The sequence below is a fragment of the Vreelandella profundi genome (genome assembly GCF_019722725.1).
GTDB classification, from domain to species: Bacteria; Pseudomonadota; Gammaproteobacteria; order Pseudomonadales; family Halomonadaceae; genus Vreelandella; species Vreelandella profundi.
Window position 1 is genome coordinate 1,133,389 of sequence record NZ_CP077941.1, and the last position, 25,339, is coordinate 1,158,727.

At 45.9% G+C, this 25,339-nt stretch carries 22 protein-coding genes; all 22 read left to right on the top strand.

What is annotated here, in order from left to right:
- Positions 1-10: 10 nt before the first annotated feature.
- The 22 genes from KUO20_RS05245 to KUO20_RS05350 all read left to right on the top strand — a co-directional run bounded on the left by KUO20_RS05245 (position 11) and on the right by KUO20_RS05350 (position 25,338).
- Positions 11-784, top strand: a complete 774-nt coding sequence (locus KUO20_RS05245; RefSeq protein ID WP_235042426.1) for a thymidylate synthase — start codon at positions 11-13, stop codon at positions 782-784.
- The gene (locus KUO20_RS05250) at positions 781-1,311 is read left to right on the top strand and encodes a dihydrofolate reductase (RefSeq protein WP_235041839.1); all 531 of its coding nucleotides are present in this window, start codon (positions 781-783) and stop codon (positions 1,309-1,311) included. The genes KUO20_RS05245 and KUO20_RS05250 overlap by 4 nt, the downstream gene beginning before the upstream one ends.
- Positions 1,312-1,331: 20 nt before the next feature.
- Positions 1,332-2,144 (top strand): ProQ/FINO family protein, encoded by an 813-nt coding sequence (locus KUO20_RS05255; RefSeq protein ID WP_235041840.1) that lies wholly within the window; start codon positions 1,332-1,334, stop codon positions 2,142-2,144.
- Between the two features lie 264 nt (positions 2,145-2,408).
- A complete protein-coding gene (locus KUO20_RS05260; RefSeq protein WP_235041841.1) occupies positions 2,409-3,503 on the top strand; it encodes a porin in 1,095 nt (364 codons plus the stop codon).
- A 221-nt stretch (positions 3,504-3,724) separates the two neighbouring features.
- Entirely contained in the window at positions 3,725-4,744 is a 1,020-nt protein-coding gene (locus KUO20_RS05265; RefSeq protein ID WP_235041842.1) for a porin, read from the top strand.
- A gap of 503 nt (positions 4,745-5,247) precedes the next feature.
- Positions 5,248-6,042 carry a lipopolysaccharide biosynthesis protein gene (locus KUO20_RS05270; protein WP_235041843.1) on the top strand — a complete coding sequence of 265 codons (795 nt, stop codon included), beginning with the start codon at positions 5,248-5,250 and terminating at the stop codon, positions 6,040-6,042.
- Between the two features lie 109 nt (positions 6,043-6,151).
- Positions 6,152-7,396: a hypothetical protein gene (locus KUO20_RS05275; protein WP_235041844.1), complete on the top strand. Its 1,245-nt coding sequence runs from the start codon at positions 6,152-6,154 to the stop codon at positions 7,394-7,396.
- The gene (locus tag KUO20_RS05280) at positions 7,393-7,854 is read left to right on the top strand and encodes an oligosaccharide biosynthesis protein Alg14 (RefSeq protein WP_235041845.1); all 462 of its coding nucleotides are present in this window, start codon (positions 7,393-7,395) and stop codon (positions 7,852-7,854) included. The genes KUO20_RS05275 and KUO20_RS05280 overlap by 4 nt, the downstream gene beginning before the upstream one ends.
- Entirely contained in the window at positions 7,851-8,357 is a 507-nt protein-coding gene (locus tag KUO20_RS05285; protein WP_235041846.1) for a glycosyltransferase, read from the top strand. The genes KUO20_RS05280 and KUO20_RS05285 overlap by 4 nt, the downstream gene beginning before the upstream one ends.
- On the top strand, positions 8,354-9,442 hold the full coding sequence (locus KUO20_RS05290) for a glycosyltransferase family 4 protein (protein ID WP_235041847.1): 1,089 nt from the start codon (positions 8,354-8,356) through the stop codon (positions 9,440-9,442). Before KUO20_RS05285 ends, KUO20_RS05290 begins: the two co-directional genes overlap by 4 nt.
- A 44-nt stretch (positions 9,443-9,486) precedes the next feature.
- Positions 9,487-10,872 carry an undecaprenyl-phosphate glucose phosphotransferase gene (locus KUO20_RS05295; protein ID WP_235041848.1) on the top strand — a complete coding sequence of 462 codons (1,386 nt, stop codon included), beginning with the start codon at positions 9,487-9,489 and terminating at the stop codon, positions 10,870-10,872.
- Positions 10,873-10,982: 110 nt separating this feature from the next.
- Positions 10,983-12,257: an O-antigen ligase family protein gene (locus tag KUO20_RS05300; protein ID WP_235041849.1), complete on the top strand. Its 1,275-nt coding sequence runs from the start codon at positions 10,983-10,985 to the stop codon at positions 12,255-12,257.
- 321 nt (positions 12,258-12,578) lie between these two features.
- A complete protein-coding gene (locus tag KUO20_RS05305) occupies positions 12,579-12,959 on the top strand; it encodes a DVU3141 family protein (protein WP_422823135.1) in 381 nt (126 codons plus the stop codon).
- A gap of 50 nt (positions 12,960-13,009) precedes the next feature.
- Entirely contained in the window at positions 13,010-14,665 is a 1,656-nt protein-coding gene (locus KUO20_RS05310; protein WP_235042427.1) for a polysaccharide biosynthesis/export family protein, read from the top strand.
- 165 nt (positions 14,666-14,830) lie between these two features.
- Positions 14,831-15,646: an ABC transporter permease gene (locus KUO20_RS05315; RefSeq protein ID WP_235041851.1), complete on the top strand. Its 816-nt coding sequence runs from the start codon at positions 14,831-14,833 to the stop codon at positions 15,644-15,646.
- Between the two features lie 3 nt (positions 15,647-15,649).
- Complete coding sequence (locus KUO20_RS05320) at positions 15,650-16,747, top strand: KpsE/RkpR family capsule polysaccharide export protein (protein ID WP_235041852.1); 1,098 nt, start codon at positions 15,650-15,652, stop codon at positions 16,745-16,747.
- 27 nt (positions 16,748-16,774) lie between these two features.
- Positions 16,775-18,208 (top strand): MBL fold metallo-hydrolase, encoded by a 1,434-nt coding sequence (locus KUO20_RS05325; protein WP_235041853.1) that lies wholly within the window; start codon positions 16,775-16,777, stop codon positions 18,206-18,208.
- Between the two features lie 41 nt (positions 18,209-18,249).
- Positions 18,250-19,362, top strand: a complete 1,113-nt coding sequence (locus KUO20_RS05330) for an ABC transporter ATP-binding protein (RefSeq protein ID WP_235041854.1) — start codon at positions 18,250-18,252, stop codon at positions 19,360-19,362.
- A gap of 62 nt (positions 19,363-19,424) precedes the next feature.
- A complete protein-coding gene (locus KUO20_RS05335) occupies positions 19,425-19,886 on the top strand; it encodes an adenylyltransferase/cytidyltransferase family protein (RefSeq protein ID WP_337926496.1) in 462 nt (153 codons plus the stop codon).
- A gap of 8 nt (positions 19,887-19,894) precedes the next feature.
- Complete coding sequence (locus KUO20_RS05340) at positions 19,895-21,169, top strand: tetratricopeptide repeat protein (protein ID WP_235041855.1); 1,275 nt, start codon at positions 19,895-19,897, stop codon at positions 21,167-21,169.
- 35 nt (positions 21,170-21,204) lie between these two features.
- On the top strand, positions 21,205-22,515 hold the full coding sequence (locus KUO20_RS05345; protein ID WP_235041856.1) for a LicD family protein: 1,311 nt from the start codon (positions 21,205-21,207) through the stop codon (positions 22,513-22,515).
- Between the two features lie 12 nt (positions 22,516-22,527).
- Positions 22,528-25,338, top strand: a complete 2,811-nt coding sequence (locus KUO20_RS05350; protein WP_235041857.1) for a CDP-glycerol glycerophosphotransferase family protein — start codon at positions 22,528-22,530, stop codon at positions 25,336-25,338.
- The last annotated feature ends 1 nt before the right edge of the window (position 25,339 follow it).

Here is a 25,339-nt window from a genome sequence, read left to right on the forward strand (position 1 = left end):
TTTAGATTTGATGCAGACCGTTTTAGAGCATGGCGTTGATCGCCACGACCGCACCGGCGTAGGCACTCGCTCCGTGTTTGGCCATCAGATGCGCTTTGATTTGTCGCGCGGATTTCCGCTGCTGACGACTAAAAAGCTGCACCTGCGCTCCATTATTCACGAGCTTCTGTGGTTCCTGAAAGGCGACACTAATATCGCTTACCTAAAAGACCACGGTGTGCGGATATGGGACGACTGGGCGGATGAAAAGGGTGATTTGGGCCCCGTTTACGGCTACCAATGGCGTAGCTGGCCCGACCCAAAGGGGGGAAGCGTTGACCAAATCGCTAAGGTGCTAGAACAAATTCGTACGACGCCCGAATCGCGCAGGCTGATTGTGTCCGCCTGGAACCCAGCCCAGGTAGATGAAATGCAGCTGCCGCCGTGCCACTGCCTTTTTCAGTTTTATGTGGCTAACGGCAAGTTATCGTGTCAGCTTTACCAGCGCAGTGCCGATATTTTCTTAGGCGTGCCGTTCAATATCGCCAGCTACGCATTGCTGCTAACGATGGTAGCTCAGGTGGCCGGCCTTCAGCCCGGCGAGTTTATTCATACGCTGGGCGATGCTCACCTGTACAGTAATCATAGGGAGCAGGCACAAGAACAGCTGGCCCGCACGCCAAAGGCAGCGCCGCAGCTAGTGCTTAATCCAGAGATCAACGACTTGTTTGCGTTCCGATTTGAAGATATCCAGATTAATGCATACGAGGCACACCCTCACATCAAAGCCAAGGTGGCGGTATGACCAATAACGTCGACCCATTAGTGCCGGTGGCTATGATTGTCGCTATGGCGAGAAATAGAGTGATTGGCGTAGAGGGCAAGCTACCTTGGTATTTGCCTGAGGATTTGAAGTTCTTCAAGCGTATGACACAGGCAAAGCCGCTGGTAATGGGGCGCAAAACGTTTGCATCGATTGGCAAAGCGCTGCCGAACCGGCTCAATGTTGTGGTAACTCGTAATGCTGAGTTTGCTCACGAAGGCGTACGTGTTTGCCATGATCTTCCAGCAGCGCTTGCACTAGCCGACCAGCATGCCACCATTGAGGCAGCAGAAGAGATTATGGTGATGGGGGGCGGCGAGATTTATCGCCAGGCGTTACCCTTTGCTCAGAGGCTCTATATAACAGAAGTGGATTGTGACGTAGAGGGTGATGCCACGTTTCCGGAAATCGATGGCCGGATGTGGCGCGAAGTGCAGCGCGTAGCGGGGCAGCCAGCGGAAGGGCAGCCAAATTACGATTTCGTCGTCTACGAGCGCACCGCCGACTGATAAGGTCAAAGGAGAAGGCTATGGCCGCCAGCTTAATAACTATGCTAGATGATTTGGAGCAGCGTCTTGAGAGCACCCAAGCTGAGCTGCAGGCCCTGCGTGAGGAAAATCAGCGCTTAAACCAGTTGGTAGGCAGCAATGCACTACCGCAGAGCGAGCCGAATGCGACTACGTCCCAGGACTCTCCCGCAGCCGAAGCAGTCACTGCCACTGAAGGCAGTGCGGTAGCTGAAGAAGCTGAAGCTGAAAATCCCGCCGAAGCGTCATCTAATGCTCCGTCTACAGAGCTAGTAAGCAGTGAGGGCCCAGTTGAAAGGCAAAAGGCTGAACCTGCAGCACAACAGCCTTCTTCTGTCGCGCCGCAAGCACCTTCGCCACACGCGCTGCTAAATGAATGGTACGAGCGCTACCCGAAGGCGTTCTTCAAAGGTCATACTAAGCCGCTTAAGGTAGGTATTCATCAAGATTTAGCCGAGCGCGAAGCATGGCCGAGCAAGCTTGTACGTAGAGCTTTGGCTAACTATGTTAATCTGCCGCGCTATATAAAAGCCGTGCGCGCAGGCGTCGAGCGGGTTGATTTGGATGGGCAGCCGGCGGGTAATGTTGATAAGCAGGCGGCGTTGCACGCATCAGAAAAACGCGGTGAGCCGCAAGATGGTGAGTCGAAAGTACGTAAACCGCAAAAAAAAGCTCAATCTAAATCTACCCCAGTCGTTGAGAAAAAACGCCAGGAAGTGCCGAAGTCTGCAGAAGTGGAAAAAATTGAGCCACGCAGCTCGCTTAGCATGGAAGACAAATTGTTAGGGCTACAGCAGAAGTTCAAGGGCGGCTGAGACCGGATGGCGGGGCAGGGGTTCCATAAAAAAGTGCAAATAGTAAAGAAACACTGTTTTTTTCTATTGCGTTCATAGTAATCCCGGTATAGAGTTTGTCCTGCGAGCATTGGACTATAACAAGGCTTAGTTGAGGACATGCCGCATACCTCCGGAAAAGACCGGCGGATGGGAAAAGAGCATGGCCCGCAAAAGCCACCTGCCGGCTTATTAAGAGCCGAGCAGCAACGATCGAAACAGTATACGAGTTAAGGAACTTACATCATGAAAAAAACACTTTTAGCGACTGCTATCGTTGGTGCCTTGGGTGCCTCTGCTGCAGCACAAGCAGCAACTGTATACGACCAAGACGGTACTAAGCTGGATATCTATGGCCGTATCGCCATGGGTATCGCTGGTGGCGGCCCTGAATTCAACAATGACGGCAACCGTGTTGATGACGGCGCTGAGTTCGTAGACGTTTTCTCTCGTCTTGGTCTGCGCATGAGCCATGAAGTTTCTCGTGACCTGACTGCTTTCGGTCGTCTTGAGTGGCGCTTTACTGGCGATGAAAACCGTTCAGATCGCGGTTTTGACTCTATTCGTCAGAGCTACTTAGGACTGCAGAGCGACCAGTTTGGTACTTTCCAAGCGGGTAACTTTGACAGCTTCTACAACCAGTTCGTTTCTCTGCCGTTCGATGTTTACATCGATCGTGGCCTAGAATTCGCTGGTCACCGCAAGCAGTCGCGTGGCGACTCTATCGGTTACTACACGCCTGACCTGAGCGGTTTCACTGCCTTCCTGCAGCTGAAACACTACAGCGAGCGTGGCCTGACTGAAGGCGAACAGTCAGGTGAAGGCTCTGTTGTTGCACCGCAAGGTGGTGTTCGTTACGCACAAGGCCCTGTGACTGTCGGTTTAGGTTTTGTTGAAGACGTTGAGCGTCTTGATACCAACAGCCGTGGTAACGGTGGTGGTAACGGCGAGATGATGTACGGTCTGATCGGTTCTTACGACTTTACTGATCAGTTCTCTGCACGCCTTGGCTATGAAACTCGTGACAACAACAGCGGCTACGATCTTCGTGGCGCTACCGATGAAAATGGCTACGACAAAGTTGGCCTAGGTGGTACTTTCACCACCGGCCCTTGGGCATTCACTGGTGATTTCTACAACGTCGAGCGTGACGGTGAAGAGACCAGCAAATCCTGGGCACTGGGTAGCTATTACAACGTTTCTAGCAGCTTCGACGTATTCCTAGAAGTAGCCGATGCTGATGCGTCTAACCGCATCAACAGCGATACTGATCTTGGCGACGTAGTTGGCGATCTGACTGACGACGTATACTGGCTAACAGGCGCTCGTTACCACTTCTAAGCTTGGTTTAACCACCTTGCTTTAAGGGTAACTGCCTAGCAGAACCAATAGAACCGACCTCTTATGAGGTCGGTTTTTTTTATGGTTTTTTATAAACACACCTAATGCAAATAAGAACGATTTTTCTTTAATAATAACTTGATATTGTATAACATTAGTTCGCCGCGTAGCTGCATAGCTAAAGCTGCCAACAATATTGGTGTATCAAGGGATTATTTCTAATGCAAAAGAAGCAGTTAGCAGTGTGTGTCGCAGGTCTGTTAAGTATTTGCTCGGTTCAAGCTGCAACGCTTTATGATCAAGATGGCACTCAGCTGGATATTTATGGGCGTATCGCTATGGGCATTGCGGGTGGCGGCCCGGAGTATGATAGTACTGGTAATAAAGTCAATAACGACGCTGAATTTGTTGATGTCTACTCCCGGTTAGGGTTTCGAATGAGCCATGCGGTCACTTCTGATCTAACGGCGCTAGGGCATTTGGAGTGGCGCTTTACCGGTGATGAGAACAATACGGGCCAGGGCTTCAACGAAATCCGCCAAAGTTACATTGGTTTATCAAGTCAACAGTACGGCACCCTGCTGGCGGGTAATTTTAATAGCATGTATGCCCAGTTTGTCTCGCTGCCGTTTGATGTGTATCAGGATCGCGGTTTGCTGTTTAAGTCGTCTGGCCTGCAGTCGAGGGGTGACTCAGTGGCCTATTACACGCCGGAGCTCAGCGGCTTTACCTCCTTCGTACAGTTAAAGCACTACAGTGAGCGAGGGCTGGTGAGCGCAGAACAGAGGAGTGAGGGTGACGTCGTTGCTGCACAGGGCGGTGTTCGCTATCAGCATGGCCCGCTCAAAGTGGGGCTGGGTGCGGTAGAAAATGCCGTGCGCGGTGGCGGTAATGGCGAAATGCTCTATGGCGTAATAGGCGCCTACAGCATCACTGATCAATTCTCCACGCGCCTGGGGTTTGAAACACAGGAGAATAGCGACATCTATGGTGGAGGGTTCGACACAGTGGGTTTAGGCGGTACCTACACTACCGGCTCGTGGGCATTTACCGCAGACTACTACAACGTAGACCGCGACGAAGGCAAGCAACGCAATGCCTGGGCAGCAGGCACGTATTACAAGGTGTCTAGCGCGTTTGACGTATTTGTAGAGTTAGCTGATGGTGATGTGCCTAACACACGTTATGAAAGCGTGACTGATAGGACGTATTGGTTGGCAGGGGCGCGCTATCGTTTTTGACCCGGTAGCTTAACGAAAAATCCTGATATTTAGCGTTAAAGTGCATTTGCGCCTTCATTATTAAGTGAAGGCGTTTCTTTATGGCATCGGTTGCCAATAAATTATCATGGATGCTTTAGGAGTGCTATTGTTAGCGTTTGCTTATTTAGTAGGCTACATACTGCTATTTTTTATGCTTGCTAAGTGCTTGGCTACATAAAATTAATCAAAAAAGGCATGATGGCGGCAGTTTTAGGGTGTGTATTGTGAGACTTCCATCGTGTGTGGTGGAGCGTGCAGAAGGATGTGCCTCCTTGATGCTACCTTATGTCCATAATAAATTGAGAGGCGTGCCTAAAGTCAAGCGAGCCAGAGTGGCGTGAGAGTTGACGTTGAAAGTATGTTGATGGCATCGTGTTAAATGGAAATGCTGTTATAATGTGCCAAGGCATGTTTTTTATTAATTACATTTATTTAGTTGATCAAAGCTTAAGTCGCTGCTATGCAAAAAAAGGAGATAGGTAATGAGGGACGTAGATAGCTATAGTCAGAAAGATCATTCAAAGAGAGTGGAAGATTTAGGTCTTGTTGAGTTTTCTGTAATGCTTTTGAAGCAATGGAAGACTATGCTGCTATCCGTGTTGTTTTTGCTTGCTGCTACTATTGCTATCACTTTTTTAAAGCCTGTTAAATATGATTATACGACTATGTATGGTATAGCTTCTTTTGAAACCTCGGAAGGCATTAAGCGAGGTGTGGAGACTCCTCAGGAGGTTATTGCAAAAATAGAAAATATATTCCTTGAGCAAGAGCGTAGGGCTATATTCTCAGAGGGTGAAACAGCTAGCCTTCCTTTTGAAATGAATATCAGTAATCCAAGTAATACGATTTTATTAAGAATAACAAGTATTGCAGATAGTACACATCAGCCTCTAATCGAGCGTTTTCATGAGGGATTGATAGAGGCGCTTAAAATAGATCAGGCGAGCCTAGTTGACTCATTGCGTGGTAGTTTGGAACAGCAGTATGAGGCTTATTCAGAAGCTCTGTCAGTTGCTCAGAATTCAGTTAGTGAAAATGCGAGCGAATTGACAGCTTCGTATTTTGAAAAAGTTTTTTTGATAGAGCGACGCCTTGGGTCTATTAATGAGGGTGATGCTTCCCAGATTGCTGTTAGAAGTATAGAGCCAGTGGGAGTTGGGAGAGGGGTTGTTTTAGCAATAGGTTTAATGCTGGCTTTTGTTTTAGCGCCTTTAGTCGCTGTTTTGGGTATATTTGTTAGGAAGGTGGTTTTTGTTTATCGTAAAGGTAGTCGATAAAATATTTTTATGATCTATGTTTGATGCTGATGAGATTTTCTTCTCGTTAGACTGATGCAGGTTTACGTAAAGATTCGTTTTTTATAATTAGATTCGCTGAGGTTATTAGATGATTCAAGAAGCGGATGTTAGCCTTAAAAGAGTTTTAAATTTATGCTTATTAGCCTTTCTGCTTCTTTGGCCTGTGGTGGATGCCCTTAACGGGTATCTATATTATAACTATTCCTCTTTTACTAGCGTGTCGGCCCCATATAAGGCTTTAGGATTTGTTTTTGTTTTAATGCTGCTTTTTGTTTTTGAGATATTTTCTTTTATAAAGCTCTTTATTCTTGCTGCATTGTCTGTTTTTTGTATAGTGTATCAATACTTGGTTTATGGTTATGCCGTCGAAAGCATTTCTTGGATTGTTAGAGCTTTGCTGACAGTTGCGTTAATACTTTATTTGGTGAGTGGGCGAGGGTGTGATTTTTTTTGGTGTAAAAATAAGCTGGCAAAATTGATGATGTTTTATTTTTTTGTAATGGCTTTTAATGTTGCTCTAGGTGTTTTGGGGGTGGGCGAGTCTCAGTATTCTGGAGGGATAGGTGGTAAGGGATTTATTATCGCAGGGAATGAGATGAGTTTCCTTATGCTTGTGTCTGCAAGTATTATGCTTGTACATGTTTCTGATAGGGTGTGTTTCTTAAAGTTGTTTTTTTTGCTTTTAGTGTTATTAGTATTTTTTTTAATGAAGGCAACTAAGGTTGCTATATTAGGTATATGTTTAGTTTATTTTTGTGTTTTGATACACCGAGGATGTTTTAAAGTAAAATACTTGCCTGTAGTATATTTATCTATGTTGGTGGGTGGAGCCATTGTCTTTTTTTTAGGTTATCAGTTTGTGGTTGCAACGGGCCTTATGGACAGGATGATTTATTTATATCACTTACATGGGGGCTTTTGGGGGGCCATGCTAAGCGGTAGGATAATTTTTTTACAAGATGCTTTTAACGAATTGATTGTTGGTTTTAGTTTTTTTGATGTGCTGTTTGGTATTGGGGTAGATCAGTTGCTTTTTGTCGAAGACTTATTAGTTGAAATAGATCTTATTGATGTGTTCATGGCGTTTGGTGTTGTAGGGCCTTTGGTTTTTTATTTTCCATGGATATTAGGGTTGGTATGGTCATGTGAATTATTTAAAGAAAGCCCTCGAAGCGGCGTGTGTTTCATCTTCCTTATTTTTATTTTCATAGTCGTGAGTGTAACAGCAGGTCACGTAGTCAACTCAGGTATATCCTCTAGCGCAACAGCTTTTTTTATTAGTTACCTGTATATGCTCAAAGAAGAGCAGAAAAATGCAAGGAGAGATGAATGAAAATACTTATGGTGGCATCTTTTGGAGGACATTTTATACAGTTGAAACGCTTGCATCAGCAAATCAGAGAAAGAATTGAAGGTGAGGAGGTGATGTTTGAGTTTGCTACCACGGCTGAAAATGTAGCTCTAAATAATGACAAGGCTCATAACTTCCCGAATGTGCACCGTGGCAGTGGCTGGGGAGTAATGATCGTTGTTTTTAAAAGGGCTTATAAGTTGTTAAAATTGATAAAACCTGATGTTGTTATATCGACAGGTGCTTTGCCAGGGCTAATTGTATGCCTAATGGCCAAGCTATTAGGCAAAAAAGTGATATGGGTAGATAGTATGGCGAACTATCAGAAGCTTTCTTTTTCTGGTCATGTGGCTAAGTATTTTTGCAATATATGCCTTACTCAATGGGAACATTTAGCTGAAAATGATGATCGTGTCGTCTATTGGGGTAAAGTGCTATGATATTTATCACTGTTGGGACTCAGCTTCCTTTTGACCGATTAATCAATCTTTTCACTGAATGGCAAGAGTATTCAAGATATGGTGGTGATGTTATCGCGCAGGTTGGCGAGGGCAGTCACTTCACCAGTTCACGAATTAAGGTAGTCGATTCTCTTTCTAGTGATCAATACTATCATTGGTTTTCCCGTGCAGATGGCGTTGTTTCTCATGCCGGAATGGGCAGCATCTTATCTTGTTTAGACTATTCTAAAAGAGGCGTTTTTCTGCCAAGAGAATATGCATTAGGCGAACATCGTAATGACCATCAATTAGATACCGTCAATGCATTTGAGAGACAGTACGAAACGCTTTATTTTTGTACAGATAAAGAGTCTTTTTTTAATGCTATGAATGTGTTAGTAGAGAATATAGGTGTAGAAGTGCAACCTATGGTTCCAAAAAATGAAAGTGAGCTAGGGAAAAACATTGCAGCTTACCTTGGGTTGGGGGGGCGCTTGCCATGAGGCAGCTAGTACTTTGGACAAATATGTACCCGACGCGACTAGCACCTTATTATGGTACTTTTGTGCGCTCTACCGAGCAGGCATGGAGGAAGTCTTTAGGCGCTGAAAATGTGCAGCTCGTTGCTATTCGAGATAAGCCTGTTGGCGCTTTACAAAAAATTTATTTTTATGCAGAGTTAATGATTAAGTGTTTTCTTTCAATTTATAGAAACCCGAAAGGGGCGATTTTAGAGATTCATTATCCCGTTTATTTTTTGCCGGTTTTATATGCAGCAAAAATTTTTAAACGAAGAAATTATCTTGTATTACGATTTCATGGTAACGATTTAAAACAAATTATCAATTCGAAATTTTTTATGTATTTATATCGAAGCATAAAGAGTCAAGTAGATCTTTACGTTGTGCCGTCCGATTTCTATCGGGAAAAAGTTAGTAAAAACCTAAAAGTTCCCATAGAAAGAGTGATCAAGGTGTTTCCTGACTGTGTAGGAGCGGAGTTTGCCGACACGTCACTTGATAAACCTGCCAATGACAGTGAAAGGTTCGTTTTAGGTTTTGTATCTCGGTTAGAAAGGAAAAAAAATTGCCATGAGCTAATAGAGGCATTTGCTAAGCTTAAAATTCCAAATGCACACCTTGTAATAGCTGGAGATGGCTCGCAGCGTAAAAATTTAGAAGATTTAGCCGAAGAGCGCGGTGTGTCCTCATCTGTTACTTTTTTGGGCGCAGTGCCACGTGAACGGCTGCCCAACATTATGTCGCAGTTTTCGGTGTTTATTTTTCCTTCAGTTTCTAAGACTGAAAGCTTTGGGTTGGTGGCGATTGAGGCGCTAGCTTGTGGAGCGCCTGTAATTGCTAATGAACAACTTGAAGCGGCTTCAGAGTACTTGGAGGTTGACCGCAACGGCTACTATTATAGCGGAGGTGTAGAAGGGCTATGCCATGCGATAGAGACATTTTATGCTTTGGCTGGATCTAAAAAAATCGCGCTTGCAACTCATGCTAGAACGGTTGTGCAGCGGTTTGACTATGATCGTGTATTTACCCGAGGTGTAGAAAAAATATTGAGTAGTCTAAACCGCTAACAAGGAATGTTTATGAGCGTGGATATGACTAGAGGGATGCCGTAATGGGTAAGCTTAAGACAATGACGTTTTCTGAGCGTTACCCGCCTCAGGTAGTGTTTCCATTTTTTGATATATTTGCCATTTTTCTTGGTGGGTGGATAGCCTATGCCATTCGTTTCGACGTTGTTGAGCTTCATGAGCGATACGTATTAGCCATTATATGTATCGCGCTATTAGTATTGGTAATCAATAGCATGACGGGAAGCTATCGTCGCTGGCGGATCATTCCTGTTTATCAAATGCTTGGTAAATTGATGCTAGTGTGGGCGGCGGTAGGAATTACGGCGGCTTCATTAATATTTTTTGCCCATGCAGCTGAACGCTACTCCCGTTTATGGATTGGATTTACGCTAACGATTTCTTTTTTCTTAGCTGGTGGTGCGAGGCTGTTAGTTCAGCTAGGCCTACAGCATGTAAGAGTGCGAGGCGGTGCTCGGCGCCCCGTTTTTTTAGTTGGACCCAGTCAAAATGTATTAAACGTGGCACAGGGTATTCGCCGTGCTGCGTGGGAAGGCCACACCATAGCTGGCGTTGAGCGTTTAAAGGCAAGGCCTACCGATGATGGCGTTGAGCGTATCGTGCGCCGTATTATTCAGTCCAATGCTCGCGAAGTATGGATTTGTGTACCTCTGGAAATGGGGGAGACGGTGCGAGTGCTTTTTTATGCGCTGCGTAATCATACCGCTGAGGTGCGGTTTATCCCTGATTTTCAAGATATGCATTTGTTGAATCATCGCATGAGTGAAGTGGCGGACCATTACGCGATAGATCTTAGTGTTTCGCCGATGAGTGGCATGTCACGCTTTGTAAAGCGTGCTGAAGATCTCATTCTTGGCTCACTCATATCTCTCTTCATCTTGCCAATATGTGCCATGATTGCCCTGGTCATTAAGGTCAACTCTCCCGGACCTGTGCTTTTTAAGCAGTACCGGGAAGGTTCAAATGGACGTTTTTTTAAAGTTTACAAATTTCGTTCAATGTATGTTCATAAAGAAGATAGTGGTCATATCACTCAAGCCAAAAAACATGATCTCCGCATTACCCCGATAGGTGCTTTTTTGCGGCGCACATCCTTAGATGAATTGCCTCAGTTCTTCAACGTGCTTCAAGGGCGCATGTCTATCGTAGGGCCTCGCCCTCATGCGTTAGCACACAATGAACAATACAAGAGTCTTGTCGAATCTTATATGCGCAGGCATAAAGTAAAGCCTGGCATTACTGGTTGGGCACAGGTGAATGGCTTAAGAGGTGAAACGGATACGCTTCACAAAATGCAACGCCGGGTAGAGCACGATTTATGGTATATCGATAACTGGTCGCTTTGGATTGACTTGAAAATTATATTTTTAACCATTTTTAAAGGTTTTATTAATAAAAATGCCTACTAATATAAGTGTTAGCTTCGATAAGCGGAAAAACAAGCTGTGGTAGTATGCCGCTCTTCTCAACCGGCCGCGACTTGACCCGCGCTGTATGATCAATAGGATTTTGTATTCCGATGCTTTCTTCAAACTTATCCTCCCACGAAACCACTTTCTCTAAATTGAGCTGGTTCACTAACGTTGCCGTTTTCCTGTTCGGTGCGATCGCGCTGGTCATTCCTAGCGGTTATTCAGTGGGGGCAGCTTTGCTGCTATTAGGCGGGCTTGGCCTGCTGTTCACCATGCGCGTGCCGCGTCTTTCAAAAGAAGATGTTTGGATAGTAGGTGCTGTTTTGGCCTATGTCCTCGTTGCATTCGCAGAAGTTTGGTGGGATGGCCAGGGCAGCCGAGGATTAGATAAACCAAGTCGTTTCATTTTGGCAATACCTGCGCTTTGGTGGGTACTGCGTTATCCACCTAATATGGCATTTTTATGGAGTGGGATGGCTGTTGGTGCCATTGCTGCGGGAAGTTGGGCAGGATGGCAAAAACTATTTGAAGGTGTAGATCGAGCCCAGGGCTACACATATGTCATTCAATTTGGCAATCTCAGTATGCTGCTGGGTGTCATGTGCTTAGCCGGGCTTGGGTGGGCGATCATGCAGCGCTATCGCCATGCGTGGATATGTCTTTTATTGCTGGGGGCATTAGCCGGTATTCTTGGGTCTTTGTTCTCAGGTAGCCGGGGCGGCTGGGTAGGTTTTCCTATTGTGTTGCTAGTGCTTTACCGCGCCTATGGCAGAAACCTCTCCAACAAGTTAAAAACGGCTGTGGTCGCGGCTGTTATTGTAGGTGCTATCGTTGTGTATGCCGTTCCGCAAGTAGGTGTGCAAGGGCGTGTTCACGAAGCATTTAATGACGTCAGTCTTTATGTATCTGGCGAGAATCGCACCACCTCAGTAGGCGCGCGTTTTGAAATGTGGCGTGGAGCGGCAAATCTCATCCAAGAAAAACCACTACTTGGGTGGGGATATAACGGCTACAAGAACGAGATGCTCGCATTGTCCGATCAAGGGTTCATCTCGCGTGAAATAGGGGAGTATGGCCATGCGCACAATGAGTTTATTGATGCTTTTGCTAAGCGTGGCCTGCTCGGGTTGGCAGTGCTAATTGGGCTTTATTTAATCCCGTTGAGGCTATTTTCAAAAGGGCTCTCTGCGGAGAATTTATCAGACCGAGCGTTAGCAACGGCGGGTGTGTTATTGCCCGTGACATATATCGATTTTGGCTTGTCGCAGGTGTTCCTTACTCATAATAGCGGCGTCATGATGTATGCCTTCTTGCTAGCCATTTTATGGGGTATTCACTCGGGGCGTCTTAGGCGCTTAGCCCTGAAAGGGAACCATCCGTAAAGAAGGCGTTCTTACCCAGGCGATCACAGGCGGCCGATCATTGAAAAATGGTCGGTTTTTTCTTTTTGCCATCGCATGAGTATTGTCATACATATAGGGGCGTGGGAGATACTCCGGTCTCCAATGTAGAGGCGGCGGCGGTAATCCCCTACAATGGAGGCTTGGTGTGAGGAAGTTTTGTCTACAATACACCACCCCATTCACCCGCACAGAAGAGTAGGGCAAGGGAATATGCCCGTTACGATCCCTGGGCGGTAGCGTGCCTTTTATTTGGAATCAATTATGCCAATACCTCAGCGTTCATTTTTATTGCCAGTACGCATGCTGCTGGCAGCAGTGAGTGTGGCCGTTATCAGCGGTTGCGCTACGAATTACCCCTCTGGTAGCAACCAGCAAGAAGCGCGATACGTACTTAATAACGATGCTGCAACGCTGCTCAAGGACGAAAGTCTAAATAATTTCCTTTCCCAAGCACCGGCCAGCGGCATTCTCAACGTGGCGCGCAGCCCCTGGGGTGATAACGTCGAAATTGTGGCTGACGAGTCCTACTTAGCCGCCAGCGGGCGGGAGTGCCGTAAACTTCGCGTAGTTGCAGCAGGAGGCAGCGCTAATAGCGCGCTTGTCTGTGAAACACCCAACGGCTGGGTAAATCAGCGCGTAGTGACGCAGACCGGTACGCAAACAGTTGAAGGGCGCTATTAATGTTCAAGCAAACCGCAGCAATCGTGTCTATTACTTTGTTCAGCGCGCTCATGGGAGGCAATGCCTTTGCGCAGTCGCTTAGCCTTTCCGATACTATTTTGCCGTCTCAGGGGAGCCAGCAAGGGGCTGCTCAGCAACAAGATGAGGTGAACGATACACCTCGTGCAGATTGGCGCAGTGGTACTTATGGCCCTGTGACGCTGCCGCTACAAGGTGCCGATACCTTACCCCCGTTTGGCGCTAGCCTATTTACTGGCGGCTTTCGTGGCGCCATGGGCGATGGTTTAAATCCGGATTATCGTATTAAGCCCGGCGACCAAGTCACCGTCCGTGCCTGGGGGGCGTTTGAGTTTGATCGCGTGCTACCAGTCGATGCTCAGGGCAATATCTTCATTCCTGGTTCCGGCCCGCTTAATGTAGAAGGACAAAGCAGTCAGGAAGTCGATAACAGCGTGCGACGGGCCATTACTGCTGTCTATCCGGATAACGTAGAGGTCTACACTAACTTACAAGGCGTGCAGCCAGTGGCGGTATACGTCACGGGTTATGTAGAAAACCCTGGCCGCTATGCAGGTACGCCCAACGACTCGCTGCTTTATTTCCTAGATCAATCAGGCGGTATTGATCAAGATCTAGGGAGCTATCGACAAATTCGCGTAGTGCGCGATGACCGTACCGTAGCGACCGTCGATCTTTATGATTTTTTAATTAACGGCGAGATTGCCCGCCCACAGTTTCAAGATGGTGACACCATAGTGGTGGAGGAGCGTGGCCCCGCCATTGCCGTGGGCGGTGATGTGCATCGCGAATATCGCTATGAGCTTATTGGTAACCAGTTAAGCGGCGCCGAAGTTGTTACCCTTGCCCGCTTAAGAAGCGGCGTATCACACGTGCTGCTACGCGGTAACCGTGAAAGCGGCCCTATTGCTCAATACTTCCCCATTGATATGTTCTCTGGTCAAGTGATTCGCAGTGGTGACGAAGTGACGTTTAGCGCGGATAAGCGTAGCGAAACTATCGTAGTGCAAGTAGAGGGCAGCTATTACGGGCCTTCTCGCTATGCACTGCCACGTAATGCGCGTTTAAGTGAGCTGCTGGACGCTATTGCCGTACCTGAAAATATGACGGCCGTAGAAAGTATCTCTCTTCTGCGCGAAAGCGTACGTCAGCAGCAGGCTGAGGCTCTTGAAGACAGCTTAAGGCGTTTAGAAACTACCTACTTAGGTGCCGGTTCGCGTACCGACGAAGAAGCGAAAATTCGCCTGCAGGAAGCCGAGTTGATTGAGCGCTTTATCGCAAGAGCTCGCGACTTAGAGCCTAGCGGCCGGTTGGTAGTAGCCAACAGTGGGGGTATTTCTGATATTCGTCTGCAGGATGGCGATGTGATCACCATTCCCGAAATTAGCGATTCAGTTTTGATCAGCGGTGAAATACTCGTTCCTCAAGCCGTTGTTTATCGCCCAGGAATGAGCGTCATTGACTATGTAGAAGGTGCAGGCGGCTTCACTGAGCGTGCCGATGAAGACCAGATTCTGTTGGTTCGCCAAAACGGTGCTGTTGAACATGCCAGCAATTCGCCGCTACGCCCGGGTGATGAGATTTTGGTGATGCCTGCCGCACCCATACACAACCTGCAGTTAGCGGCTACGCTAACTCAAATCTTGTTCCAGATTGCGGTCACCACTCGTGTCGCTTTAGATCTGTAAAAGAATGATTCTGAATAGTAAGTGGTGAATCGAAAGTTTTGCAGCGCGGGTTAAGCCTCTGTAAACCCGCGAAGGCGATTCTCCCGAAAGTGGAGAGTTTCACCCAGCAAAACCGTCATATAATGCGCAGGAACATGCTTTGTTTATCCCTAAAGAATTAACGCTATGGAAAACATAAACGCTCAGCCTACGCCACGGCGTGCCCGCACGCCGTGGCAGGTAACACGGAGTGTGTGGTACGCCATGTTTATGCGCGAAGCCATTTCGCGCACTATGTCCGACCGCATGGGTTGGTTCTGGATGATTTTCGAGCCAGTAGCTTTTGTAGCTATCATGGTGGGGATTCGTAGTTTTATTCGCGGTGATAGGTTAGTCGTTAATGCTGAGTTTATCCCTTGGCTTATTGCTGGCTTGATGGGGTTCCTGTTAGTCCGAGAAGGAATGCTACGAGGAATGGGTGCAATCGAAGCCAACAGTGCGCTATTTGCGTATCGTCAAGTTCAGCCCATCGACCCAGTATTAGTGCGCAACTTTTTGGAAGGCATGCTGCGCAGCTTTGTTTTCTTAATTTTTATTGTGGGTGGCCTAATGATCGGGCTGGATATGTATCCCGATAATGCCATTCGCGCCATGGGAGCTTGGCTATCGCTTTGGAGCTTAGGTATTGGCCTAGGGTTAGTCACTTCGGTATCTGCGACACTGGTTCCCGAAGTAGGCAGAGTAATACGCATGCTTTCTTTGCCGTTGTTAATTCTATCTGGCGTCATATTTCCACTCAACAACCTTCCACACTGGTTGCTGGAATACATAATGCTTAATCCAATACCCCATGCCTTGGAAACATTGCGCTTAGGCTTTTTCGAGAAGTACCAACCCATCCACGGAACCAGCATGCTGTATTTTTGGTTGGTAACGCTTAGCCTAAATGCTCTGGGAATTCTTATGCACTTACGTTTTGTTGATCGGTTAAAGGCCAAATAACACATGCAAGTATCATTGACGCGTTTTGTTAAAAAGTCGCCGCAGTGGGCCGTGGCAATAGCTGCAATTTTAATCGTTTCCTTTTACTGGTTTGTTTGGGCGCAGGAACGTTACGTTTCACGCGCCACCGTGGTGTTAGAAAGCCCGCAGGTCGCCACGCCAGAGTTAAGCCTCTCATCGCTAATGGGTGGTGGCGGTGGTAATACTCATGACTTGCTGCTGTTACGTGAGCATTTACTTTCTGTCGATATGCTCCGCTTACTTGATAATCAGCTGGATATTCGTAAGCACTATAGTGAGCATGGCGATATATTCGCTAAACTACGCAGTGCCGATGTGCCTATTGAGGACTTACATAAATACTACCTTCGCAGAGTAGAAATAGAACTAGACGAGTATGCGGGCGTATTGAATATCGAAGTTCAGGGCTATACCCCCGAGTTTGCCAATCAGGTGACCACTCTGCTGCTAGAGGCAGGTGAAGACCACATGAATCAAATGGGCCACCGGTTAGCGGATGAGCAAGTGCGCTTTTTAGAGCAACAGATGGTGCGCCTGGATGAGCGCTTTAAAGAAACCCGCGCGGCGCTGCTAGAATACCAAAATGAGTTTGGCTTGGTATCGCCCACCGACACTGTCGCAAGCATTAATCAAGTAGTCGCCACACTGGAAGCTGACTTGGCGCGCTATCAGGCCCAGCGCAATGCCTTGGCGAGTTTTCAAAGCTCACAATCGCCTGAGTTACGGCAAGTAGAGCGCAATATTACCGCGCTGCGCGATCAAATTATTGAGCAGCGTGACCGAATAGCTCAAGCATCTGGCGGGTCTTTAAACAGTGTTTCCGCCGAGTATGAAACGCTAGAGCTGCAGGCGCAGTTTGCTCAAGAAACTTATTCCAGCGCGCTCGCCGCATTAGAGAACACCCGTTTAGAAGCTGCTCGCCAACTCAAGCAAGTAAGCGTGCTGCAGAGCCCGTTAATGCCTGAATACCCAACTGAACCCAACCGGCTATACAATAGCAGTGTCTTTGCGATCATCACCATCTTCCTGGCTTTCATTCTTAGCATGATGATGATGATCATCAAAGATCACCGCGATTGACCATGTAAGTAAATAGAAAAGGTTTCAATGCTTGATATCATCCACCACGGTGGCGCCACCGGTGTCACGGGTAGTTGTCATCAACTGCTGCTCAATCGCCATGAATCACTATTGGTAGATTGTGGACTTTTCCAGGGTGAAGATGCCGCCGAAGACAGCTTTGAGCAGCTACAAATTGAATTCGATATCAGCACGGTCAAAGCGCTGGTCATCACCCACGTTCATATCGATCACGTGGGACGGCTGCCTTACTTGCTGGCAGCAGGCTTTACCGGGCCTATCATCTGCTCCATACCTACCGCTAAACTATTGCCGCTAGTCATTGAAGATGCGTTAAAAATTGGCTTTACTCGCAAGGAGCAGCTGATTGAGCGCTTTCAAGCTCAGCCCGACAAGCAAATTGTTAGTGTTCCTTACGGTCAGTGGTACAGCTTAGATTTAATAAGCAACGAAAGCGGTAATGCTTGTATTAACTCTAAAAGTGACTATCTGGCTACAACTCGTGTAAAACTCAAACGAGCTGGGCACATTTTAGGCTCCAGTTTCTTCGAAGTAAGTTACCAAGATGTTACAGCTGGCAAGAAAAAGCGTGTTATATTTTCTGGTGACCTGGGCGCCCATTATGCTCCGTTACTGGCTGCGCCCAAGTCACCCTACGGTTGTGACCAGCTGATCCTTGAAAGCACCTACGGTAACCATCTTCATCCAGACCGCCGACAGCGCCGCGATACCTTAAAAGCCGCTGTGGAGCACGCTCTGGCTAACGGCGGCACGGTGATGGTGCCAGCTTTTAGTATTGGCCGAACGCAGGAACTGCTTTACGAGCTGGAAACCATCATTCATCAGGCGCGCTCACCCCAGTGGAAGTCACTCGAAATCATTGTCGACTCACCACTAGCCGCACGCTTTACTCAGGTTTACCGCGAGCTAAAACCCTATTGGAATAAAGAAGCCCAGTGCCGCCTGCGCAGAGGCCGACATCCGCTCAACTTTGCCAATCTATATACCGTCGATAGCCACGCTGAGCACGAACAAACCGTTGAGTACTTGGCCAAAACTGGCCGCCCAGCGGTAGTGATTGCCGCCAGCGGTATGTGCGCAGGCGGCCGCATCATGAATTATTTAAAAGCCATGCTGAGTGATGAACGCCACCAAGTACTGTTCGTAGGTTATCAAGGTGCAGGCACCCCTGGGCGAACCATTCAGCAATATGGCCCGCAGGGTGGGTGGGTTGAAATTGACGGTCAGCGTCTTGATATTAAAGCAGGCGTTACCTCCATTAGCGGTTACTCCGCCCATGCGGATCAAAAAAATTTGCTCAACTTCGTAAAGCGGATGCATCGCTGGCCGCGCATCATACGCCTCGTGCACGGTGACCAAAACGCCCGCACTGCGCTTAAATACAAACTCGAAAGTCTATACCAGCGTAAAGGCAAGCACGTAAACATTGCTAATGGTTAGGTGCCTACTGCATACCACTCACACCTTACGATTCACTAAACATGATTGAAATTCGTAATCTCTACAAGCGTTACCACAATCACCACGGTAGCGATTGGGTACTTAAAGATATTAACCTCACGATTCCTAGAGGTGTAAGTGTCGGTTTAATTGGTCCTAATGGGGCCGGTAAGTCAACGTTATTGCGTCTTATCGCAGGTATGGATTCACCCGACCGAGGAGAAGTGATTCGTCACAGCCGCGTTTCCTGGCCGGTTGGGCTATCGGGGGGAATGCAAGGCAATATGACCGGGCGCCAGAACGTTAAATTTGTAGCACGCGCCCAGGGAAGTGGCTCCCCAGAGGTAAAGCGTATCATTGAGTTTGTTGAAGAGTTCGCAGAAATAGGTGAAGCCTTTGATGAGCCCATTCGCACCTATTCTTCCGGCATGCGTTCAAGAATTTCGTTCGGTCTTTCGTTAGCATTTGACTTTGATGTTTACATTTCTGATGAGGCCACTGCAGTAGGTGACCGCTCCTTCAAAGCAAAGGCGAAAGAGTTATTTAAAAGTAAAGTAGGTAAGGCTTCCCTCATTATGGTATCGCATGGTGAAGGGATACTTCGTGATCTTTGTCAGGCAGGTATTTATCTTAAGCACGGTGGTGCCTATTGGTACGATGATGTCAATGAAGCAATAGCGACTTATCATGGCGATGTTGATCATCTTTCGGGCTTAGAGCTAACAACCGGCTCACTGGCCGATGTTGATGTTCAGCAGTTGACCAAGGAACAACTGCGTGCGGTAAGGGAAGAGCATAAACGAACCAAGCAATACATGAATGGGCTTGGGGTAATGGCAAAGCTTGCTCAGCAGCAACGGTGGGAAAAATATGAGGTTGAAGTATTAAAGTCTACACATCTTGAAGTGCGCAGAGCGCTCAACGGTTTGACCGAGGTCATTCAGCAAAGCCATGAAAGCCAAGTCAATCGCGCTAATGCAGAAATAAAAAAATTTCAAAACTCAATTATGGCATATAAATTAAATATTAAAGAAGCTGAAAATAATAATCTGGATGTTCAGGAAAAACAGGTTCTTGAAAAAGCACTAAATGAAGCACAAAAACAATTAGCCATAGCAGAATCAGCATTAGAGGAACTCGAAGGTGACGATTAACTTGGCAATATATTGCCAATGTTAGGTGTCATAATAGAATTTACTTGAAAAGAGAAAAGAAAATGGCTAAGACGATTATCACTTATGGCACGTTCGATATGTTTCATGTCGGGCACTTGAACTTATTAAAGCGTCTTAATGAAATGGCGGATAATGTAATCGTTGCCGTTTCCACTGATGAATTCAATGAAGGAAAAGGAAAAAAAACACTGATCCCTTACGACCAACGAGCTTCGATTGTTGAGTCGATTAAATATGTGCACAAAGTTATTCCTGAAAACTCTTGGGAACAAAAGCTTTCCGATGTGAAAGAACATGATGTTGATATTTTTGCTATCGGCAATGACTGGAAGGGAAAATTTGATTTTCTTTCTGAGCTTTGTGAAGTGGTTTACTTGGATCGTACTAAAAATATATCGACCACAGACCTTAAAAAATCGCTCACCCGATTTCTTTCTATTCCCCATAAAGATTTAATGAAGGCATTTGAAGCGCTAGAAATGCTGCGCAGAGACCTGGAGTAACCCTCTGCATGGAAAAAGCAACGTGGGCAAAGCGAGAGCCAAAAGTGCTTCGTGTTTCGAAAGGGCTGGTAACTCCTCAGCGTTGGACGAATCGCGCGCCCCAGCGCATTGAGCGTTTGTTTTGTCAAGCACGCCATGAAGAGCTGCGCGACTATTGCGAGTTGCTGGTGCATCGCAGTGATGCTAGTCACAATAAAACGGTAGATAGCATTGCCGCTAAAGCTCTTTTTTTCCATGCAAGAAGCCATTATTACCAAGGGCAGTGGCAAGCCGTATCCGAATCGTTGAAAAAACTCTTCCACTATTTGCCTAACCACGCAGATGCACACTATTTGGCCGCTGATAATGCCCGGATGGCGGGTGATACCGTTGCGGCCAGAGATTATTTAGAAGCTCTATACCCTAAAAGTAAGCGCTTAAAAACCTGGCTATATATGGCAGAGCTGGTGCAAACGCCAGACGACTGGAAGCGTATGCAGCGCTGTATTAAGCACGCTCTTCAGCTCAAGAAAATACCAGAGTTTAACCCCAGCCTGAACGACTATTTCGCTAAAGGCGCTCAGCGTGGGGGCGATTTTACCGTCGCAAAATCTTATTGGCGTCAGAATCTTAAGGACGCAATACAGAATTCTGAGTCTTTTAGGGTTCGCAGCAGGAAAGTGAATTTTTCGGTACTCGAAGCAAGCCAAGCATTAACGGATATTAAGGCAGCCTTAAGTCTAGCGGGAATTCCCATGTTTTTGGTAAGTGGTACTCTGTTGGGATGCATGCGTGAAGGCGGCTTATTAGGTCACGATCACGATATTGATATAGGTATATGGGACGATATTAATCCCCAGAAATTGATAGAGATAATATCCCAGGCTGGCGTGTTTCACCTATTGCCCCAGCGCTATTCAGGCTGCCTACGGGTGAAACACATCAATAGCACAGCTATTGATGTGTTCACTCACTATCGCGAACGGCATACGTACTGGCACGGCGGGGGTAAAGTCAGGTGGCACAATAGCGCTTTTACGCTAAAGCAGCATAAATTTCTTGCACAATACTATTTCGTTCCTGAAGATCACGACACATATTTGACGGAAAACTATGGTGAGTGGCGCATATCACAGCACACCTTCGACTCAACGTTGGATACCCCAAATGCTGAAGTGCTTTGTGAAGAGGAATTAATTCTTCACGTCTATCAGCAATGCTATAAAGCCGTTGTTAATAATCGCGCTAACCAAATTGAACGTTACAGAACCTTGCTGGCTTCCTTGGGTGAGCAATCTATTTAATGCTATGAACTCAACAGACACTCGAAAGGACTCCAATGAACCCTGTCGTTTACCGAAAGCTAAAGAAGCTGATAACCAAGCCAAGGCTCTATTTTGAAGATGCAAAATTAAACAAGCAGTCTTTTAATTTTAAAAAAATATCTGAAGAGTTAATTAAAGCCGAGATGTTTTTTGAAAAAGGGGAAATTGATAAAGCCAAAGCTTTGGCGGAAAATATACCTCGTTCTTCTCAATTAGGGGCTCTTTTTTTAGCAAAAATAGCATTGTTTGAAAAGCAATATGCTCAGTCAGAACAGGATGCCTTTCAAGTGATGCAACTTTTAAGCCCGTATAGCGCTGAGTTTAAAAAGGCCTTTTATTTGCATCAAGAGGCACTTCGTTGGCAACACCAATACGATTCTGCCCTAACCATGATCGAAAACATGCCATTTAAAGACAATGCTTCTCGATATTATAGAGCATTAAGGCTTGCTTGCTTGGGTGCTAATGCCCCAGCCAAATTTGAAAGACAGCTTATTAGGCTTACATCAAATCATAAGGAATGGCTAAGGGCACGTAATCACTACATTATGCTGCTGCGAGATTTAGGTAAAGAGCAGCGCGCACTAATTGAGGCAAACCGATTAGTGCAGGAGATATTGCGCCAGCCTAAGGGTAAACCAAAATCACCCTGTCAGCGTACAGAATCCCAAAAAGTACAGTGGCAAGCAAAGGCAGCCACTGCACTCTTACAGTTAAAGCAGGATTTAAACAAACATGATATTGAGTTCTTTCTGGTAAGCGGTACTTTATTAGGTTGTGTACGAGAAGGCAGAATACTGGGCCACGATACCGATATAGATGTAGGGGTTCTTCCTCAGACATCTATGAAACAATTAAGACAAGCCCTTAGTGAGTCGTCGCGTTTCAAGTTTCTTGAAGTGTTTAGTGAAAATACTCTGTATGTCGAGCACGCTAATGGCGTACATGTCGATATATTTCGTCACTATGAACAGGATGGAAAGCTTTATCACGGCGGTATTAAATGCCAGTGGTGGAATTCTCCATTTACACTCTTACCTCAAGTTTTTTTGGGGGAACAGTATCTAGTTCCCGAGGACACCAATAAATATCTCACCGAAAATTATGGAGACTGGCAAACTCCGGTCACAGATTTTGCTACTTTTTTAGATACGCCAAATATGGAAATAAATAATCCGGCCAACATGGCCCTATATTACGCCACACAAATTATAACGGCTTATCGCCAAAGTGAAGTCGAAAAATACCAACGTTATCAATGTTTTTTTAAAGCGTTAATGACAAAACTTACGAAGAATATTCGCTTAGACACAAGCGAAAAGTAGGAACCTAAAAATATGACATCATCATTCGATTCTATGGTTACAACATTAAAAGGCTGGCTGCCGCTTAAAAATCCACCTAGCTATACGTTAGGGCTTCAGTTTTTTCGCAAAAAGGCTTGGAAAACAGCTCAGCAGCATTTTCAAAAAGCTGTACGAGAGAGGCCTAAGCATCCGGCCAGTCATTTTAAGCTAGGAATGTGTTATTTTCATCAATTTGATTATACAAAGGCGAGCCGCTCTATCAGCAAGGCCGTGGCGCTTGCACCTGAACAAGTGCAATGGCAAGAACAACAGCAGCAAGTTAAGAATAAATTAAAAAAAATCAATAAGCCGAAAGTTTCTGAAAATAAAGTTATTGCTAATACCAGTGAGCCCCAAGCCTTATTGACTGTCATTCAATTAGCAGCGTTGAATGCTGAATATCACAAAGTAGTTGACCTATCCCGTTGGGTTGAAGAGCTGCTTGGAGCCTCTAAAGCACATAGTATTAGTCTTAAAAAAATACGACATTTCGCCTGCGAAAGTGCTTTAATGAGTGGTGATTTAAACGTTTTTGAAGAATCCTTATTACGGTTGGATGAGCAAGATTCGGCTAGATATCGATATAGTGCTATCGCAAACTATTATCGAGGCAACCTGCAGAAGGCTATTGATGAGTTTCAGTTATTGATCACCGTATCAAATAGTCCCGATGTTATTTATTGGTATTCTAAAGTTCTGGTGGCAAATGGTGATAAGCAGCTTGCTTGGCAGTTATTAGAAAATGTCGCTCGAAAAAGCCGTCGTGCCGCTACTTGGCAACACCTTGCTGATCTAGTGGATACTCTTCCCCAGCTACAGCAGTACTTAATGTTATTAGATGAGTGGTGCGTTAAAAGCTCCACAGCACGGCACCATCGTGACGTAGCTGTGGCAACGTCAAAAGCAGCCATTGCGGGCGGAAACGGGGCCTTAGCTCGCAAAGTCCTTCACGACAGCATTGAGTATCATCAAAAACGTCAAGGAGGGCCAAGCTCCGTATTGCCTGACGATGTAAAGAACGTCCAGGATGCTGGAACACCCATATGGGTAACGCCCTTTGCCTCAGTACCCTATATTGCATTGAAGAGCAGCCGATCAGCTCGGGCAAAAGAGTGCTTACAATCGCTAATGGCGGTCGCGAGTAAAACTGCGAGCACACCCATTGCGTTGCAGTACACGCTTCAGTGGATGCTCAATGATCTACGCAGTGATGCTCCTGCCACGCTTCTGTTTGGTGTCGAGGCGACAGAAAGCCTAGAGTCTTTTTTCGAGTCTCTAGTTAATCAGACTTTTTTTATTCAACAGCACCGAGAAAAAAATAGGTTGGAGCTAAGCCACACGAACGGGTTAAGTGTCACAATTGTTGTGTTTGAGTCGGAGGGAGGTCTCGAAAAATATCATGAGCATGGTGCTACCTATACTCATGCAGTGCTGGAAGCGTCTGTGTTTGAAACGCAAGATTTGAAGTGTTATGTGCCAAAAGAGATTGGTATATATTTCAGTGAAAGCGGCATTGATCAAAACCGCTTAACCGAAGAGTGGTTGTTGATATCTGAAAATAAAACTAAGGTTGATGAAGATGTATATACAGCGCATGCTTACAAGGTTTGGCTATACGCACTGATTAATCAATCAAGTGAATTAGAAGGCCAAGCGGTGCGCGCGCTACGCAAAAGCAATGAGCATAAGCAGCCTTATCAGCGTCAACTCCAAAGCTATACTATTCCTGATGCTGAAACTATCCGCCGCGATGGCGTTAAAGTTGTCCTATATGTTAGTGGCCTTGAAAAAGTGGGCTATCAAGCTAATATGTGGATTCCTGTTCTGGAACGATTAAGCAAGCCAGCTGCGATTGTTGTGCGTGAGAAGCGCATAGCAGAAGAGTTGATTTCTACACAATTACCTATTTATTTTATGAGGACAATGCGTGACGTTGAGTGTTTAGAAGAAGCTGATGTTGAAACTATTTTATATCCTGCTAATACACAAAAAAATATTCACACGCTGCGTTTTCATCGTATGCAACACTATTTTATTAACCACGGCGAAAGCGATAAAGTAGTTAATCAAAGTAAGTTTTTAATGGCCTATGATAAATTATTAGTTGCTGGCCCACTGGCTGAGCGCAGGCTCAGAGAAGCTGGGTTGCCTCTACGTGATAATCAAGTGGTGCACGTGGGTCGCCCCCAAGTTGAGCTGCTGTTAGATAGGGTAGATAGCCCATGTGTTGATATTAAAACAATACTCTATGCCCCTACATGGGAAGGCTTTGTGGAAGAGGCAAATTATTCATCAGTTAGCGAGTTTGGCTACAATTTACTCAAGAGACTCGCTGCAAGTGAAAGTCTTGAAGTTTTATTCAAACCTCATCCTTATACTGGTTACAATAAAAATGATAATAAAGGTTACTATCTGAAAGAGATGATTGCTCTATGCAATAGCAAAGATAATTTGCATTATATTGACTCATCTGAAGGCATACATAAGTATATGAATCAGTCAGACATGCTGATCACAGATATATCAAGCGTGCTGAATGATTATTTATATACGCAGAAACCACTCGCCTTATGTAATGTTCAATGCCTTAGTCTTGAGGAGATGAAGCAACAGTTTCCGTCGTCGAAGGCTGCTTATGTTTTAAACGATAGTGATGAAATTATACCCACTTTAGAGGGGATGATTGATGGCGATGAGAAATTTAATGATCGAAATTTAACACGTGCAGACTCTTTAGGTAGTTTCAATGAGGGGTATATGCGTCGCTTTGATGATGTAGTTACAGATCGTAATGAGGTTTAAA